Below are 16,112 nucleotides of genomic sequence, written 5' to 3' on the forward strand. Positions count from 1 at the left end.
CTAAATCTGAATGTTATGAATGATCTATTAGAAAAACTGGCCGAATGTGTTGAATTTGGCAAAATAAATAAAGCTGCTCCGTTCCCGCCGCAAATGAAGGGACAAGACGGCGCCGACGAAATTACCCGGCAGGCGCTCGAATCGGCTGTCCCGGCACAGGACATTCTGACTTACGGACTAATGCCCGGCATGGAACGGATCGGGATTAAATTCCGTGAGAATAAAGTGTTTGTTCCCCAGGTGTTGATGTCAGCAAAAGCAATGAGCACCGCCATGATTCACCTGAAACCTTATTTTGCTTCGGGCGAGGCCAAACAAAAAGGCACTTTTATTATTGGAACTGTGCTGGGCGATTTGCACGATATTGGTAAAAACCTGGTGTCGATGATGGTGGAAGGAAACGGCTACAAGGTGATTGACCTTGGCACGGATGTGGGGTCCGATAAATATTTGGCGGCCTTAAAAGAAAATCCCGGCGCGGTGATTGGTCTGTCGGCGCTGTTAACCACGACGATGGTCAATATGGAAAAAATTACGAAAGAAATTAAGGAAGTGTTCCCGCAAACCCTGGTGGCTATTGGCGGCGCCCCGGTGAATGACGATTTTTGTAAAAAGATTGGAGCCGATGCGTATGCCGCTGATCCGCAGGGGATTGTTGAGTTTCTGAATACAAAAATTGCTTAAGACAGAAAAATGAACGGATTAAAATTACTTGAAAAGGCATTTCGACTGGAAGAGGTAGAGCGCGCACCCTGGGTTCCCTTTGTGGGTGTTCATGGCGGCAGGCTGATTGGTGTGGATGCCGAGGCGTATTTGAAATCTTCAAAAAACATTGTTGACGGGATCAGCAAAGCGATTGAATTGTACAAACCCGACGGAATTCCGGTGTTGTTTGATTTGCAGATCGAAGCGGAGATACTAGGTTGTAAAATAGTGTGGAGCAAAGAAAATCCTCCGGCGGTGGTTTCACATCCGCTGGTTGAAGGGGTATCGCTTGATTCCTTAAAATTGCCTTCAGCAACGGATGGACGCTTACCTGTTGAACTTGAAGCGACATCAATCCTGCGAAAAAAATATCCGGAACTGGCCTTGTACGGTTTAATTACCGGACCGTTTACCCTGGCCCTTCACCTGATGGGGACCGATGTGTTTATGAAATTGTTTGAAGATCCGGATTACGTGGGAGAAGTGATGGAATTTTGCAGCCAGGCGGGGATAAAACATGCAGAGATGTTACTCGAGGCAGGCTGCGACGTGGTTGCCGTGGTTGACCCGATGACCAGCCAGATCGACCCCATGTCATTCGAAACCTTCGTAAGTCCGTATGCCCGGAGAATTTTCGACTTTGTGCGGTCGAAAAATAAGTACAGTTCATTCTTCGTATGCGGCCATGCGCAACAAAATATTGAAGTGATGTGCGATTGCAGGCCCGATAATATTTCGATTGACGAGAATATTCCGCTGGACTACGTCAGGGATGTGGCTTTGCAAAAAGGAATCAGCTTTGGAGGAAACCTGAAACTGACCAGCGTGTTGCTGTTGGGCAACGAGTTGGATTCGAAAAAAGAAGCCGTGAACTGTCTTGATCTGGGCGGGAACAAGGGCTTTATTTTGGCTCCCGGTTGCGATTTGCCCATGGATACACCTATTGAAAACCTGCAGGCGGTAACCGAATTGGTTTACGACGATTATGCCCGGCAGGTGACCCGCGAAATGGAACACAGTTCATCGCTTCAACCCTTAAGTCTTGACGGTCATTTTACTGAAGGGAAGGTGATTGTCGATATCATCACCCTCGATTCGGCTTCCTGCGCGCCTTGTCAGTATATGGTGGAAGCGGTCAAACAGGCTTCTGCCGGATTCGGTGATCGGGTCGTGGTAAACGAGCATAAAATTAAAGACATCGACGGTATTCGGATGATGATGGCCCTGGGCGTACAGAACGTACCTACCACCTGTATCAACGGCAAGATTGAATTTATCAGTCAAATACCCCCGAAAACAGCAATCGTGCAGGCCATTAAAAACAGGCTGGGGCAATGAGCATTCCGCTGCATCTGGTGACCGGTTTTCTGGGAAGCGGGAAAACTTCTTTCCTGAATCATTTTATCAGCCGGGACGAAGGGAAAAGAAAGATTGCGATTATTCAGAATGAGTTTTCGCCGGTTAATATCGACGGGCGAAAACTTCGGCAAACATCCGGACACGAAATCCTGGAGATAAATAACGGATCGGTGTTCTGTGTTTGTTTACTGGGATCGTTCATTAATTCACTGTCTGATTTTGTCGATAAATACCAGCCGGATGTATTGATTATGGAAGCATCCGGCTTATCCGACCCGATCGGCGTGGGGCAGGTTTTTCAGGCCGAAAAGCTGAAAGGGAAGGTTTACCTCGAACACGTTTGGTGCCTGGTTGACATGCTAAATTTCGACCGGATTCCGGCTGTAAAGTTGAGGTTAAACCACCAGTTGAGGGTGGCCGATACCATCATTATGAATAAAATTGATCTGGCCGGCGACAAAATTGCCGGGATTGTTTCCGAGGTAAAAAAGATAAACCCTTATGCCCGGTTGCTTCCGGCGACTTACGGAAAAGTAGAGTTTAACGATGCGAAAAAGTCAATCCGCTTTTTCCCGGAAGAGGAGTCGCTTGGCCGGCCCGATGTCGAATCGGTGGTGATCAGGAATAACCGGGAAATCAACAGGGAACGCCTGTTTCAGTTTCTCGAAAAACTGAAGCCAAACTGTATCAGGTATAAAGGTTTTATTAAATTAGTTGGCGGGAAAACGGTTCTTGTGCAAGGCGTGTTTAACGATTATACTTGCAAAGAGGTCACGAACTTCCCGGAGGCGGGAGAAATGGTTTTGATTGGGCATTTTGAAGAACGGAAAAACCTGCAAACCATGTTTGATGAGTATAGCAGCTTATGACCAGAGAAATTTCTTTTTGTTTTGATGAACTGAATATCGATCGGCTCCGGCTGATCAAACTGCTTGGGTACGACGAAGGTTTTTTCCCTGACCCTTTCCCGGAGTATCTGAAACAGGCGTTCGGATTTGCTGCTGGTCTCGACGATATACGGGGAGCATTCCGGATGGTTGACCGGTTCGCCTGGGGCGAAAACAACCGGTCGGTATGGGTTGATGAACAGGAGTTTAAGGTTGGAAAGACGATTGCCGGCGAGCTGAAGGGTTCCGGCAAACTGGTTTTTTTTGTATGTACGGCAGGAAAAACCGTCAGCGAAAAGTCGGAACAATTGCTCAAAGGCGACGACCCGGTATTTGGCTATGTGTACGATGTGTTGGGAACGCTGATAGCTGAAGCGGCGGGAGACCGGCTCCAGGAAATAATCAGAGACGAAATTGCCGGGAGCCATGAAAAGATGACCAATCGTTACAGCCCGGGCTACTGTCATTGGCAGGTGGCCGATCAGCATAAACTGTTCTCCCTTTTGGGCCAATCGCCTTGTGGTGTTCAATTAACACCTTCGTCTCTGATGTATCCCGTCAAGTCAATCAGCGGACTGATTGGCATCGGGCGGGATGTTAAATTTCGTGATTATCAGTGTACCCTGTGCGAAATGGAACACTGTTTTTACCGCGAAGTTCATCGGGTTTAAGCCTTGGAGCGCGAAATTGACCAAAAGTTAGTTGAACAATCATGAAGCGTTTGCCCCGAATAGCTGGCGCCGACGTTCCTGTTCCGGCAATTTCAACCTGCGTTTTGTACATTTTGAACTACCGGCCGGTGGCTGCAACTTTTCGGGGCAAACACTTATTTCCCTGATTGTAAACAGTTATTCCTGTGCCTTACCTTTTTCTTTGTGGGCCTGATACCAATGACCGGCAACCAGGCCGAAACCTCCCATCAGGAAGATCATGGATACATAAGCGGTGCCGCTTTCCAGACTGGTGTACATGTCGAGAATATTGCCAAACAACACGCCAACGGCAATTCCCATAAAAAGGAAGCCTATTTTTAGCAGAAAGTAGTTCAGCGAAAAAAAACTTCCGCCACGAGGCCTTACGTTAAAGAGAGAGGCGTCGGCCCCTTTTTCAATTAAGGCCATTCGTTCTTTGTTCCGGGTACTGATATACACGTACCACATGGCGAAAATAAACGCGAAAAAACTGACCGGGATTACAATTGCTTCATTCATGACGTTATCATTTTTATTGTTATTAATTTCAAATTCGTCCTTATGACGCAGCTTGATGTCACCGGTTACAAGTTTGTCTGTTTATTTTTGTATTTCTCGGCTTTTTGGTTGGTCTGCGGGTATTTTTCAGGTAAAGAATAAATAATTTTGAACGATCTGTAACCTGAATGATATATTGTCGTCATATGGGAAATATGAGCCCTAAAGATGATCAATATTATATTGAGCAGGTGTTGCAGGGAAATGCAGCAGCTTTTTCATACCTGGTTGAAAAATACCAGGATCTGATTTATGGGCTGGCCTTAAAAATGCTGCGAAATGCAGAAGATGCAGAAGAATTGGCGCAGGATAGTTTTGTGAAGGCTTATCGTTCATTAAATTCGTACCGGCAGAAATCGAAGTTCTCCACCTAGTTGTACAGCATCACCTATAATGGGTGTATAACCTTGTTGCGTAAGCGAAAAGTGGAAGTGCGGTCGCTGGACGAGCAGTATTTAAGTGAAAAGGACGAAATTAAAATACACGAACAGCTAAGCGAAATCAATAAGGCAGAGCTGGAGAAATGTTTGAATGAAGCGCTTTCGATGCTTCCTGAACAGGATCAGGTATTGATTACCTTGTATTATTACGAGGAACAAAAAGTGGAAGAGATCAGCCAGATTACCGGTTTGTCGGAAAGCAACGTGAAGGTGAAAATTCACCGGGCGCGAAAAAAAATGTACGAGCTGCTCAGCAGTTCTTTTAAGGAAGAGATCTACAGTATATTATAAAGGGGAAGAACATGAAAACACAGGATCAGCAATTCAGGGAGATGATGAAGTCGTACCGGCCCGAACGGGCCCCGGTTGATTTTACGAAAAAAGTGATGGCGCAAATACATCAGCAATCCATTGTAAAAGTGTATGAGCCGGTGTTTGGCCGATGGTTTTTACCTGTGCTTGGCGTTTTGTTTGTTCTGTTTATTCTTTACGCTTTATTGGGCTCCGACACGGCGGCCAGTACCGGAAAACCGGGATTAGCCGATATGTTGTTTTCAAAAGTGCCCAAAGCCGACTTCACAGCGGTGGCGAACGCGGGCGACCAGTTAACCGGAATCTTTGGTCAGCTTCCCTCCGTACTCGTATTTGCCTTGGTTGCAGCCGCGTTATTACTTCTTCTCGACTGGTTTATTCAACGACGGTACAAACCGCTTACCGGAAGATGACAAATGGAGTTGCCCGATAAATACAGAGCGTGTTCATCGGGCAATTTCGTTTTATAACTTTACCACACCAAATCGGAGTCGAAAAGTTTTTCCGGTTCAAGATTGTTTTCTTCAATGGATTTGAAGTGTTTGTAAGTGCCTACCTTTAACTCGTAGGTGGCATGTTCGTCGCAAACAATCATTCCTTTCGGGTGTAACTGAAGAGCGCTGATCGTCCACATGTGGTTTACCCCTTCTTCAACGGCATGCTTAAGAGCGCGGGCTTTTCCAAAACCATTCACGATGATAAGCACTTCTTTTGAATCGAGGATGGTGGCTACGCCTACCGTTAAGGCTAGTTTGGGCACCTGGTTGACATCGTTGTTGAAAAAACGCGAATTGGCGACAATGGTGTCATAATTCAATTCTTTGTCGCGGGTGCGCGAGGCAAGCGACGACCCGGGTTCGTTAAAGGCGATGTGTCCGTCGGGCCCGATTCCTCCCAGGAACAGATCAATTCCGCCAAGCCAATTAATTTTTTGTTCGTAGCGGGCGCATTCTTCCTTCAGGTTTTCCGGGTTGCCATTCAGGATATTCACATTTTCAGGAAGGATATCGATTTCACTGAAAAAATTGTTCCACATAAACGTGTGGTAGCTTTGCGGATGATCTTTGGGGATACCAACGTATTCGTCCATGTTAAAGGTTACTACGTGTCTGAAACTGATTTTCCCGCTTTTGTTCAGCGCAATTAATTCTTTGTAAACGCCAAGCGGGGAGGAGCCGGTTGGTAAGCCCAGCACAAAGGGTTTTTCGCTTGTTGGCGCTGCCAGCTGAATTTTCCGGGCGATGTAGTTTGCGGTCCATTTCGACAGGGCCTCGTAGTTGTTTTGAATAATAAGTCTCATGTTGTTTGTATTTTTAAAGCTTCCTGTAATTGCAGGATCACCCGGTTTCCCAGGTCGGTTTTTCGTTCAATATGATTTAATACTTCTTTTACAAAATCATTGTCTTCAAAACGGCCGCGTACTTGTTCAAAGTCCCGTTGCTTAATTTTATGATCTCCGTCGATTCCAAATCCGGTCATGGCATCCATGCGGAATTCTTTTTTTGCGTCTTCATACAGCATCCGGTCGATCCGGATTACGCTTTCGCGCCATTCCTTAACCAGTTCAATCAGTTCGTTCACCGAGAATTCGGTAACGGGTTTATGCAGGTAGGTTTCAATAAAATCGGCCGTCCAGTTCCACTCGTATTCGTAATAATTGGCATGTAGTTCATAAAAAAACTGTTCAATATCTTCGAGGCGGTTAACCCGGTTGTGTTCAATGGCTTCGAGCAAGTCAATCACTTCGGCTTTGGGCGCGATTAAACCGGCCAGATCAATCCAGTTTCCTTTGCCGGCGGCGCTCTTTGGCCTCAGGCATTCCCGTACTTTTTCGGGCGATGTCAGCGGACATTGATTCAGTCGGGTAATAATCGAGTTCCCGATAAACTTCATGATGGCCAGGTGATATAAGTTGAGTCCGCGTTCGAGCGCATCGCGGGTAATTTTCGTGTTGTTGTAAGAGAAAACTTCGGTCGTTTCTCCCGAAATATGTTTGATCTGGTGCAGGATATCGATGGCATTGGCCATTTTTCGGATGGTGAACGGACTGAGCAGGTTAAAGTTGATGCAATCCATTTTTCGCGGATCGGTCCGTTTATCGCGTTTTGGCCATTTCATCACGTCGCGAATGGTTCCCACACTTTTCAGGTTTACACCGGGAGCCAGCCAGCTTTCGTCTTTGTTTTCAATCAGATAAGAAAAAGGCATATCCGATGTGTCCGAGTTTTTGTAGTGCCGTCCCATCACCAGCGTAAAAGCGCCTATTTTAGCAGGCCATAACAAATACGAATCGCTGGTAGTTTTTGATCCGCGTTCAACAATACCGTGATGAATTGGTCCCAGCTTATACATGTGGTTGCTCTGGTTCGATCCGCTGCCCGCGTTACAAAACGAGAACATGCCCGCGATCAGCAAGGTCGATTTGTGATGCGTTACGGTGTACGGTCCCGCAAAAACAGCGCAGGCTTCACCGTGGAAACCCTGGCAGTTGGCAAAAAACAAGGAGTTTTGCGCCGAATACTGCGAGCTGAGGATACATCCCTGTCCGATAAAACAGTTCGAAACAATTGCACCGTCCGAAATTTCCGATCCGGAAGAAACAATAAAATTCTTCAGGATCGCTTCATTCCCCAGTTTCACGGGCGCTTCGCGGTTGCCGTTGAGCGAACCGTTTTCAAGCACACTGGCCCCGTTGATCCGGGTGTAAGGACCAATTTTAACATTTCGTATTTCCCGGCAGTTGAAGATTTGGCTGTGTTGGCCAATTCGTCCCCGCGTTGAACTAACGTCCCGCGCATATTGCCCGATCAGGTTCTCAATTTTCTGAATGGTACTGTGGCGGTGTTTATAAAAGGCCATAATATAGGCCAAATGAGCCGACAGCTTATCGTAAACAGGCACTTTCCGGCCTCCGGTCTCATCAAGCACTTCCACCAGGATTCCGTTTCCGAACGAGCTGCTCCCGTCGACGGCGCAAATATCGGTATTATCGATGATGACATGGTCTTCAATATCGTAATTGGCGATGTAGTTTTTGATGTGGTTGATGTAAACGTTGGGACCAATCGTGCAATTATGAATGTGTGAAAAATAAATCCCGCATGCTTTGGTTACGCCGCCAAATAAGTAAACCTCTTCGGTTTGGGGCGCAATGTAAACGGTTCCGCTGAACCGGCTGTTTAAAAAGCGGGATGGATCGAAATTGGCAGAAACCTGAACCAGCCTCCAGTTTTCGGAGCTGCAGTTATTTAATTTTAATGCGTCAATCTCGGCTTCGGCCAGTGGGCGGTATTGAATTTTGTTCATCGTTTAAATGTGTTTGATGACGGACAGGTAGTCAAAGTGTTCGCCATATATTATTTTTTCAACTTGAAGATCGTTTTGACGGGCAATTTCGCTTAAGGTTTCCGGGTCGGCGTATAACCACGAAAAAGCAGCGCCTTTTTGCCCGTTATATTCCGTTTGGTAGGTCAGTTCTCCGTAATAGCGGTCTGCATTCAGGTCAAGCCGGGCAGTACCGTCTTCTTCCAGGTATAAATAAATCAAATCGGATGAATCGATCAGGATTTGTCCGCCGGGGGCGAGCAATACCTTTAAATGACTAAAAAAACAGTTAAGCCGGTCTAAGGTTCCTGCAATACCGGTTCCGTTCATCAGGAGCAGGATGGTGTCGAATTGTTGCCCCCGGTAATCGAAAAAATCTTCCTGAATAACCTGCCTGACGCCCCGGTCGGCCAATACCCGGCAACAGAGTTCAGCTTGTTCAAGCGCGAAAACCTCGTACCCTTTGTTTTGCAGGTAAACCGAATGACAACCGGCACAAGCCCCGACATCCAGAATTTTACCTTTTGCCAACTGAAGCGCCTGTTGCTCCAGGTCCGGCATTTCATTTATTTTTCTGAAAAAATAGGAAGGCAAAACTTCGTCCGGTTCAAATTCATCGCAGTGGATGACGACCGGCGAGTTGATTCGTTTAAAGTGATAATCGTAAACTCCCTGTGCTATCGGATCGGTTAAGGCCATAAATCTGGAGGCTATTTCAATTCTATTATTGCAGCCTCAAATTTAAGACAAGTTTCTTGTTTTTGGGAATAAATATAAAATCCTTCTGTATCTCCTTCGCCGATAATAAAAATTTTCAGGTCGGGAAATTTGAGCGAAATCGTTTTAATCAGGTCCAGATTAATGTTTTCTTTCTGCAACCACATGGATGTACTGAGGTCGCCAATTTTCAACCTTCTTCCGGCATATTCTGCTTTCCTGAAAATTTCCAGAGAAGTATGATAATCGATGTTCCTGAAATTATCCATAAAATTGGGAATAAATAGTGTAGACAAGTTACGTCAAAATAGCTTTTGGACACGCCTCCCACGCCGGATTATTTTATGAACAGCTATAAATTGGGTGTCGAAATGCCGGTTTCGGCCTATAAGCGGGCATTTTTCAGAAAATAACTCACCCAACCAGACGAGTCATGGAGGAGGTCATCCGTTAAAAACGAAAAAAGAAAGCTTGTCTGAAAAAACCTGAATCCGGATCCTGAACTAAACTCGGTAAGAGGTTGTTTGTCAGTTGATTTTCTTTTTTGACCGGATTTATTTCTTATTTTTCCAGACAAGCTTTTGCTCAGAACCTAAAGCCCAGTGTGAATTTTAATTCGTTGTTGGTATATTCTACCGGAACGCTGGTGTAGTTGGGCTGCGGGTCAACCAGGTTGTTTTTTCCCAGGTATTGTTTGAATGCCGTATCAATATAGAAATTCTTAACCGAGTATCCGAAGCCTAATGAAAATGAACTGATGTTGTCTGTCTGCGTCTCTTCATTCCAGTTCATGTTGTTTTTGAACGGATTGCCGTACGACTCGTATCCGCACAATAAGCTGAAGGACGGCGCTACTCTGAACTCGGCGCCAAGCCGGTAATTAAATGTATTATCGAAAGCCTCGTCGATATCTGCATTCAAATCGCTCATCGAGTCTCCGCCGCTGCCATTCCGAAAACGCATGGCGGTATAATCCAGGTACTCGGCATCGAAACTGAGAATCGCAGCCTTGTTTACCACGAAGGCCCCGCTGAGGATGGTTCTCATTGGCGTGTAAAAATCGTACTCATAGAGATTAATACCTTCAGCATAGCTGCTTTCCTGTAAATACGACCGCATCGCCAGGGCATTTTCTTCGTCGAGTACATAGTAGGTTGGCGTATGGAAAGCCAATCCCAAACGAACAGACGATACCGGTTTGATAATCGCTCCGACTTTAAAAACATAACCTGTTCCGGTTACCTTGTAATAGTCGGTAAATCGAAACGAATAGTCTGAAAACTGCTCCGAGTAGAATGATTCCTGACGGTAAAACACATCGTGCAGGCCGAGGGTAGCCCCCAGGTAAAATTTGTGGTTGAAGTTTAATCCGGCAGAAAATAAATATTCATTGATCCGGCCGCTTCGTTCCCAGGTTTTATTTTGGTCAACCGTTTCGCCTTCATATAAAATATTAACATATTCACCGTCGATAATCTGACCAAGATCATTTGTGGCCGGATCGATCAGATAGGTTTCCCAGGCCAGTTTTGCATGCCAGTCCCTGAAATCAATATTGCGGAAGTCTCGGTCTAAATAGTTGTTTGACAGCCGTTCATTGCTGGCATAGTCGGCAATGCCGTCGAGAAAAGAGACAGGTGAATTTCCGTAACTTCCCGCGAACGACTGGTTAAAATCGGCTAATTTGTTAAACCCGATTCCGTAGTTAAACCTGACGATGCTGGATGAGCTCTCGTTAATTTTTACAGAACCGACATATCCCAATTGGTCGAAGGTGAGTTTGAAATCATTATCTGAAAAAGACCGGTTGTCAATGGTTGTTTCAGCTTTAGGAAAACCGAATGTTGGCGTGAACGTAAATTCGCTGGTTTGATAAATGCCAATACCCGCCGGATTTACGGAAAGGGAGGTGAAATCGCCTCCCACTGCGCCTATGGCATTCCCCATCGCGGCCGAACGTGCCGTTCCCTGAATCTGGTAATTGGACAGCCTCACGGCATCTGCTAATCCTTGTCCGAAGGCAGTTGTGCCCAAAAAAAGCGTAGCAATTGTTAGATATTTAATTTTCTTCATGGCATTTGTTCTGTTAAATTAGACATCGTTTCATTTAATTATCGCTTGGGTCTGTTACCTTCTTCCGCCGCTGCTTCCACCACTGCTTCTGGAGCTACTGCCCGATGAAGAACTGCCGGAAGAAGTAGAACGGCTTCCACTGCTAACTGAGCCGCTGCTTCGTGAGCCGCTGCTGCTTGGGCTATAGCTGCTGCTTGGACGGGAAGTGCTGCTATTGCTGGGCGGAGTGTAAGTTTGTGTACTTTTGCTACTTGACCCCTGGCTGTACGACGAACTTGACCGGTAAGTGCTTCTGGTGTTCGTACCGGATGAACTGTTCGGTGTTATGCCGGTTGACGATGAGCTTGCGGGTCGGCTGTACGACGAACCTGAAGAATTGCTGCTGCTGTTGTAGGTAGAACGGGTAACCGTTCTTGGCTTACTGTAACTTGGCGTATATTCTTTTTGCTGCGTTGTAGTGGTCGACCTGTTTTGGTAAGTACCTGTGCTAACCGGCGTTGTCGCTCTTCTGACAGCCGAATTTTCAGCGCCGGTAACGGTTGTTGACCTGACTGAGGGTGTTTGCCCGACAGCAGTGCCCTGGTTAAGGCCTGTTCCTGTCGTTGAAATACTTCGTCTACCGGTAGAACTCACTTCGGTGTCGGCAGTTGTTCTTCTTCTTTCCATAAGGGTAGCGCTCTGTGCACCACTTACTTGCCGGCTGACTCCGGTTGAACTGACCGTACCGGTAGTGGCCGAACGGGACACGCTTCGTGTACTGCCTGATCCTAATGCCGTTCCGCTATAATCATAGCTTGGAGTGCTTCTTCTTCCAACGCGAACGTCATTGTTCCGGATTCCATAGTATCCTCCGCCATAGTATCCACCACCGTAATATCCACCGTGATAGTGTCCATAGTAAGGATATCCCCAGGATGAATAGTACCAGGGGCTGTACCAGCCTATGCCAAATCCAAAGCCAAATGATGGTCCGTACCAGTAGTCGTAATACCACGGGTCATAATATCCCCAGGAATAATACGGATAGTAGAAAGGATCATAGTAATATCTGTTCCAGTAATACGACGAATAATACGGATACCGGTGAAACCGGTTAATGCGGTAGCTAAAGTCAAGATCATCAGCATCATAATAATTGTTGATGACATAATTAATTTCACGGTCATTCTCATAAACCGTGGTATCCGATCCGATCAATTCCATCCCTTCCATGTCATAATAATGGGCATCTGCTGAAGGACGATCTGTTTCCAGGATGTAATTCTTCAGCGTGCCTCCGTCATTTTGATCTTGTTCACTCATGATCATGACCGGGGTATTGGATGTGCGGTCAGTGCTTCTGACAGTTGCATTTTGAACAACAACCGGAGGCGGAACATCACCGGGCGTAAAGTAGATATCATCATACCTGTCCGTTACGTAGGTCCCGGTTGAACAGGCGCCTAATAAAAACGCCAAAGCCGAGAAGATGGTAACTTTTGATTTCATAACGATTACCTCCTGATTCTTTTAAGAATAAATTTATTTACTTTGTACCTACAAAATTCAATACAAAAGAAGCAAATACCATACCAAAACAAAAGAAATGGCGAAAGAATTAACTTCAAGAAGTGAAAATTACTCGCAATGGTACAATGATCTGGTTGTAAAGGCCGATCTTGCTGAAAATTCAGCTGTTCGGGGCTGCATGGTGATCAAACCTTACGGATATGCCATCTGGGAAAAAATGCAGGCCGAACTGGACCGGATGTTTAAAGAAACCGGGCATGTGAATGCTTATTTCCCTTTATTTATTCCCAAATCGTTTTTCAGCAAAGAAGCCAGCCATGTGGAAGGCTTTGCCAAAGAGTGTGCCGTTGTTACACATTACCGTTTAAAAAACAGTCCGGATGGAAAAGGTGTCGTGGTTGATCCTGATGCCAAACTGGAGGAAGAACTGGTTGTCAGGCCGACTTCAGAAACAATTATCTGGAATACCTATAAAAATTGGATTCAATCCTATCGTGATCTTCCAATTCTATGTAATCAGTGGGCGAATGTTGTGCGTTGGGAAATGCGTACGCGTCTGTTTCTTCGGACGGCAGAATTTTTGTGGCAGGAAGGGCATACCGCGCATGCCACCCGCGAAGAGGCCCTGGAAGAAACCGAACGCATGATTAATGTGTATGCCGATTTTGCCGAAAACTTTATGGCTCTTCCGGTCATTAAAGGCGCCAAGTCGGCCAATGAACGTTTTGCCGGTGCCTTGGAGACTTATACCATTGAGGCGCTAATGCAGGATGGAAAAGCCTTGCAGTCGGGAACATCTCATTTTTTGGGGCAGAATTTTGCCAAAGCTTTTGATGTGCGGTTTGCTACAAAAGAAGGTACAGAAGATTATGTATGGGCAACCAGCTGGGGGGTTTCAACCCGACTGATGGGGGCTCTGGTGATGGCGCATTCGGATGATAACGGGCTGGTTTTACCACCGCGGCTTGCTCCTTACCAGGTGGTTATTGTCCCGATTTACCGGAATATGGAGCAACTGGCTGAAATTTCGGAAAAAGTGAACGAAATTATTCCCAAACTGAAAGCCCGCGGGATTTCGGTTAAATACGACAACCTGGATACAAAAAAGCCGGGCTGGAAATTTGCAGAATACGAGCTGAAAGGCGTTCCCGTGCGTTTGGCGTTGGGTCCACGCGACCTCGAGAACGGTACGGTAGAAGTTGCCCGTCGTGATACCCTGACCAAAGAAACGGCTTCGCTCGAAAATATCGATCAATATGTCAGCGACCTGCTGGAGGATATTCAGAAGAATATTTACAATAAGGCCTACGATTTCCGTGCAGAAAATACCACGAAGGTGGATACTTACGAGGAATTCAAAGAGGTGCTGAATACCAAAGGCGGCTTTATTCTTGCTCATTGGGACGGCGATGCCGAAACGGAACAAAAAATCAAGGAAGAAACCAAAGCTACAATTCGTTGTATCCCTTTTTCCGGGGAAAAAGAAGAAGGAATTTGCATGTATTCGGGTAAACCATCATCACAGCGTGTCATATTTGCCCTTGCCTACTAAAATTTTATTCTATAAATAAGAAAAGCAGTCATTGTTGGCTGCTTTTCTTATTTTTATAAAAAAAATAGTCAGATGAACCTTCCTGAAGATAAATCCAAAAATCTTGAGTCGATTGTACTCAAGTCGAATGTTAAGCAGAAAGTTTACCAGAATACCTTGTATTCCTTTAATTTACTGAAGGAGGCGCTCAGGGAACTGGTCGATGAATACTCCGTGTTGCTGAAAGGCAAGATCAGCGCCGAGTCTTTGCCCACTTTCCACGAAAAAGGCCTGTTTGAAGCTGAGTTTCGGCTGGCTGCCGATATGTTGCTTTTTAGCATGCACTCCAATGTGTTTGTATTTAACCGCGAACATCCGGTCTGGAAAATCGATTATATAAAAAATGATCCCTTAAATTCGTATAGCGGGATTATTCACATTTATAACTTTCTTTCGGATTCGTTTAAGTACAACCGGATGCAGGACCTGGGTTATCTTATTGCGCGGATTTTCATCAACCGGGAGAACCATTTTTTTGTTGAAGGAAAACGTCAATCCGGAGAACTGGTGAAAGATTTTCAAAACGATGTGATTTCAAAGGAGGTCATCAAGCAAATACTCGATACCTCTATCCGGTATGCCATTGAGTTCGATCTGTTGGTTCCTCCTTACGATCAGATAAAAATTGCATCGGTGGAACAAATGCAGGAAGAAATTATCCATTCGAAAATGAAAACGGGGAAACGGGTTGGCTTTAAATTTAATTCAGATGATGTTTAAATGATGATAGAAAAAGTAGTTGAACGTTTTGTCCGGTACGCTAAAGAGCATACGACTTCCGATCCTCAAAGTAAAACATTCCCGAGCACCGGCAGGCAACTTGTTTTTGCCGATAAGCTGGTTGGCGAGTTGAAGGAGATCGGAATGCTGGAAGTTGAAAAGGACAGTCATGGTTATGTTACGGCGACTTTGCCGGCCAACTGTGAAAAAAATGCGCCTGTAGTCGGCTTTATTGCCCACATGGATACAAGCTCCGACTTTTCGGGTGAACAGGTGAACCCGCAGATCCGGAGATATGAGGGCGGACCGGTTCGCTTGAACGAAAAGGTAACTTTATCCCCGGAACAGTTCCCCGATTTGGAAAGCTATATCGGGCAGGAGATCATTACGACCGATGGCTATACCCTATTGGGAGCAGACGATAAAGCCGGCTTAGCCGAAATTATGACCGCGATGGAATACCTGATCAATCACCCCGAAATAAAGCACGGCAAAATCCGGATTTGTTTTACTCCCGACGAAGAGATTGGCAAGGGAGCCGACCATTTTGATGTGGCTAAATTCGGCGCCGAATTTGCTTATACGCTCGATGGCGGCGAAATTGGCGAGTTGGAGTACGAGAACTTCAATGCAGCCATGGCAACCATTACCATCCAGGGCCGGAGCGTTCACCCCGGAGCCGCTAAAAATAAAATGATCAATGCCATTCATGTGGGACAGAAATTAAACAGTATGCTCCCGCCTGAGCAACGGCCCGAGCATACCGAAAAGTACGAAGGTTTTTTTCATCTGCTTACATTCAATGGCAAGGTTGAAAAAACGGAGATGACCTACATTATCCGCGATCATGACCGGCAGCTCTTCAGCTCCAGGAAAGACATGCTGACCCAAATCTGCCTCTTTTTAAACGATGAATTTGGTGAAGGAACGGTCCAGCTTGATATGGAAGACCAATATTACAACATGCGCGAAAAAGTGGAGCCGGTTAAATACATTGTTGATTTGGCAGAGGAGGCCATGAACGAACTTGGAATTATTCCCAAAATAAGGGCGATCAGGGGAGGCACTGACGGATCGCGCTTATCGTATATGGGACTGCCTTGCCCCAATATTTTTGCCGGCGGTCATAATTTTCACGGTCCGTATGAGTACGTTCCGGTCAATTCGATGAAAAAAGCGGTTGAAGTGATTGTTCGTATCGCTGAAAAAGTAGCTGCTAATTAAA

17 protein-coding genes are annotated in these 16,112 nt (G+C 45.8%); 10 read left to right on the forward strand and 7 right to left on the reverse strand.

Features of this window, described 5'->3' with window-relative positions:
- Positions 1 to 15 precede the first annotated feature (15 nt).
- The 4 genes from AC6H3C_RS11540 to AC6H3C_RS11555 are packed head-to-tail and all read left to right on the forward strand — an operon-like array spanning position 16 to position 3,622.
- Entirely contained in the window at positions 16 to 684 is a 669-nt protein-coding gene (locus AC6H3C_RS11540) for a cobalamin B12-binding domain-containing protein (RefSeq protein WP_497520955.1), read from the forward strand.
- 9 nt (positions 685 to 693) lie between these two features.
- A complete protein-coding gene (locus AC6H3C_RS11545) occupies positions 694 to 2,043 on the forward strand; it encodes a uroporphyrinogen decarboxylase family protein (protein ID WP_497520958.1) in 1,350 nt (449 codons plus the stop codon).
- A complete protein-coding gene (locus AC6H3C_RS11550) occupies positions 2,040 to 2,933 on the forward strand; it encodes a CobW family GTP-binding protein (RefSeq protein WP_497520959.1) in 894 nt (297 codons plus the stop codon). Before AC6H3C_RS11545 ends, AC6H3C_RS11550 begins: the two co-directional genes overlap by 4 nt.
- Positions 2,930 to 3,622, forward strand: a complete 693-nt coding sequence (locus tag AC6H3C_RS11555; RefSeq protein WP_497520961.1) for a vitamin B12 dependent-methionine synthase activation domain-containing protein — start codon at positions 2,930 to 2,932, stop codon at positions 3,620 to 3,622. The genes AC6H3C_RS11550 and AC6H3C_RS11555 overlap by 4 nt, the downstream gene beginning before the upstream one ends.
- A 177-nt stretch (positions 3,623 to 3,799) precedes the next feature.
- Here the strand turns inward: AC6H3C_RS11555 and AC6H3C_RS11560 are convergent, their stop codons facing one another.
- The gene (locus tag AC6H3C_RS11560) at positions 3,800 to 4,162 is read right to left on the reverse strand and encodes a DUF6249 domain-containing protein (protein ID WP_497520963.1); all 363 of its coding nucleotides are present in this window, start codon (positions 4,160 to 4,162) and stop codon (positions 3,800 to 3,802) included.
- Positions 4,163 to 4,356: 194 nt separating this feature from the next.
- Between AC6H3C_RS11560 and AC6H3C_RS11565 the strand changes: the two genes are divergently transcribed.
- From AC6H3C_RS11565 to AC6H3C_RS11575, 3 genes are read left to right on the forward strand one after another with little or no spacing between them, the layout of a single operon-like run.
- A complete protein-coding gene (locus AC6H3C_RS11565; protein ID WP_497520965.1) occupies positions 4,357 to 4,575 on the forward strand; it encodes an RNA polymerase sigma factor in 219 nt (72 codons plus the stop codon).
- Positions 4,576 to 4,932, forward strand: a complete 357-nt coding sequence (locus tag AC6H3C_RS11570; protein WP_497520967.1) for an RNA polymerase sigma factor — start codon at positions 4,576 to 4,578, stop codon at positions 4,930 to 4,932.
- A gap of 11 nt (positions 4,933 to 4,943) precedes the next feature.
- Positions 4,944 to 5,366 (forward strand): hypothetical protein, encoded by a 423-nt coding sequence (locus AC6H3C_RS11575; RefSeq protein WP_497520969.1) that lies wholly within the window; start codon positions 4,944 to 4,946, stop codon positions 5,364 to 5,366.
- A 59-nt stretch (positions 5,367 to 5,425) separates the two neighbouring features.
- On the opposite strand, the gene nagB is transcribed toward AC6H3C_RS11575, so the two are convergent.
- The 6 genes from nagB to AC6H3C_RS11605 form a co-directional block, all read right to left on the reverse strand.
- Positions 5,426 to 6,253 carry a glucosamine-6-phosphate deaminase gene (nagB, locus tag AC6H3C_RS11580; protein ID WP_497520971.1) on the reverse strand — a complete coding sequence of 276 codons (828 nt, stop codon included), beginning with the start codon at positions 6,251 to 6,253 and terminating at the stop codon, positions 5,426 to 5,428.
- Positions 6,250 to 8,259 carry a DUF4954 family protein gene (locus tag AC6H3C_RS11585; protein WP_497520973.1) on the reverse strand — a complete coding sequence of 670 codons (2,010 nt, stop codon included), beginning with the start codon at positions 8,257 to 8,259 and terminating at the stop codon, positions 6,250 to 6,252. The genes nagB and AC6H3C_RS11585 overlap by 4 nt, the downstream gene beginning before the upstream one ends.
- A gap of 3 nt (positions 8,260 to 8,262) precedes the next feature.
- The gene (locus tag AC6H3C_RS11590) at positions 8,263 to 8,976 is read right to left on the reverse strand and encodes a class I SAM-dependent methyltransferase (protein ID WP_497520974.1); all 714 of its coding nucleotides are present in this window, start codon (positions 8,974 to 8,976) and stop codon (positions 8,263 to 8,265) included.
- 11 nt (positions 8,977 to 8,987) lie between these two features.
- Entirely contained in the window at positions 8,988 to 9,263 is a 276-nt protein-coding gene (locus AC6H3C_RS11595; RefSeq protein WP_497520975.1) for a hypothetical protein, read from the reverse strand.
- A 316-nt stretch (positions 9,264 to 9,579) separates the two neighbouring features.
- Positions 9,580 to 11,067 carry an OmpP1/FadL family transporter gene (locus AC6H3C_RS11600; RefSeq protein WP_497520977.1) on the reverse strand — a complete coding sequence of 496 codons (1,488 nt, stop codon included), beginning with the start codon at positions 11,065 to 11,067 and terminating at the stop codon, positions 9,580 to 9,582.
- A gap of 54 nt (positions 11,068 to 11,121) precedes the next feature.
- The gene (locus AC6H3C_RS11605) at positions 11,122 to 12,555 is read right to left on the reverse strand and encodes a hypothetical protein (RefSeq protein WP_497520978.1); all 1,434 of its coding nucleotides are present in this window, start codon (positions 12,553 to 12,555) and stop codon (positions 11,122 to 11,124) included.
- 97 nt (positions 12,556 to 12,652) lie between these two features.
- Here AC6H3C_RS11605 and proS point away from each other — a divergent pair, with 97 nt between their 5' ends.
- The 3 genes from proS (at position 12,653) to pepT (ending at position 16,111) form a co-directional block, all read left to right on the forward strand.
- Positions 12,653 to 14,128 (forward strand): proline--tRNA ligase, encoded by a 1,476-nt coding sequence (gene proS, locus AC6H3C_RS11610; protein WP_497520980.1) that lies wholly within the window; start codon positions 12,653 to 12,655, stop codon positions 14,126 to 14,128.
- 72 nt (positions 14,129 to 14,200) lie between these two features.
- Positions 14,201 to 14,887, forward strand: coding sequence for a hypothetical protein (locus AC6H3C_RS11615; protein ID WP_497520982.1), 687 nt, complete (start codon positions 14,201 to 14,203; stop codon positions 14,885 to 14,887).
- Positions 14,888 to 16,111 carry a peptidase T gene (gene pepT / locus AC6H3C_RS11620; RefSeq protein ID WP_497520983.1) on the forward strand — a complete coding sequence of 408 codons (1,224 nt, stop codon included), beginning with the start codon at positions 14,888 to 14,890 and terminating at the stop codon, positions 16,109 to 16,111.
- Position 16,112 lies beyond the last annotated feature (1 nt).

This window comes from Gaoshiqia sp. US2, from assembly GCF_059705485.1.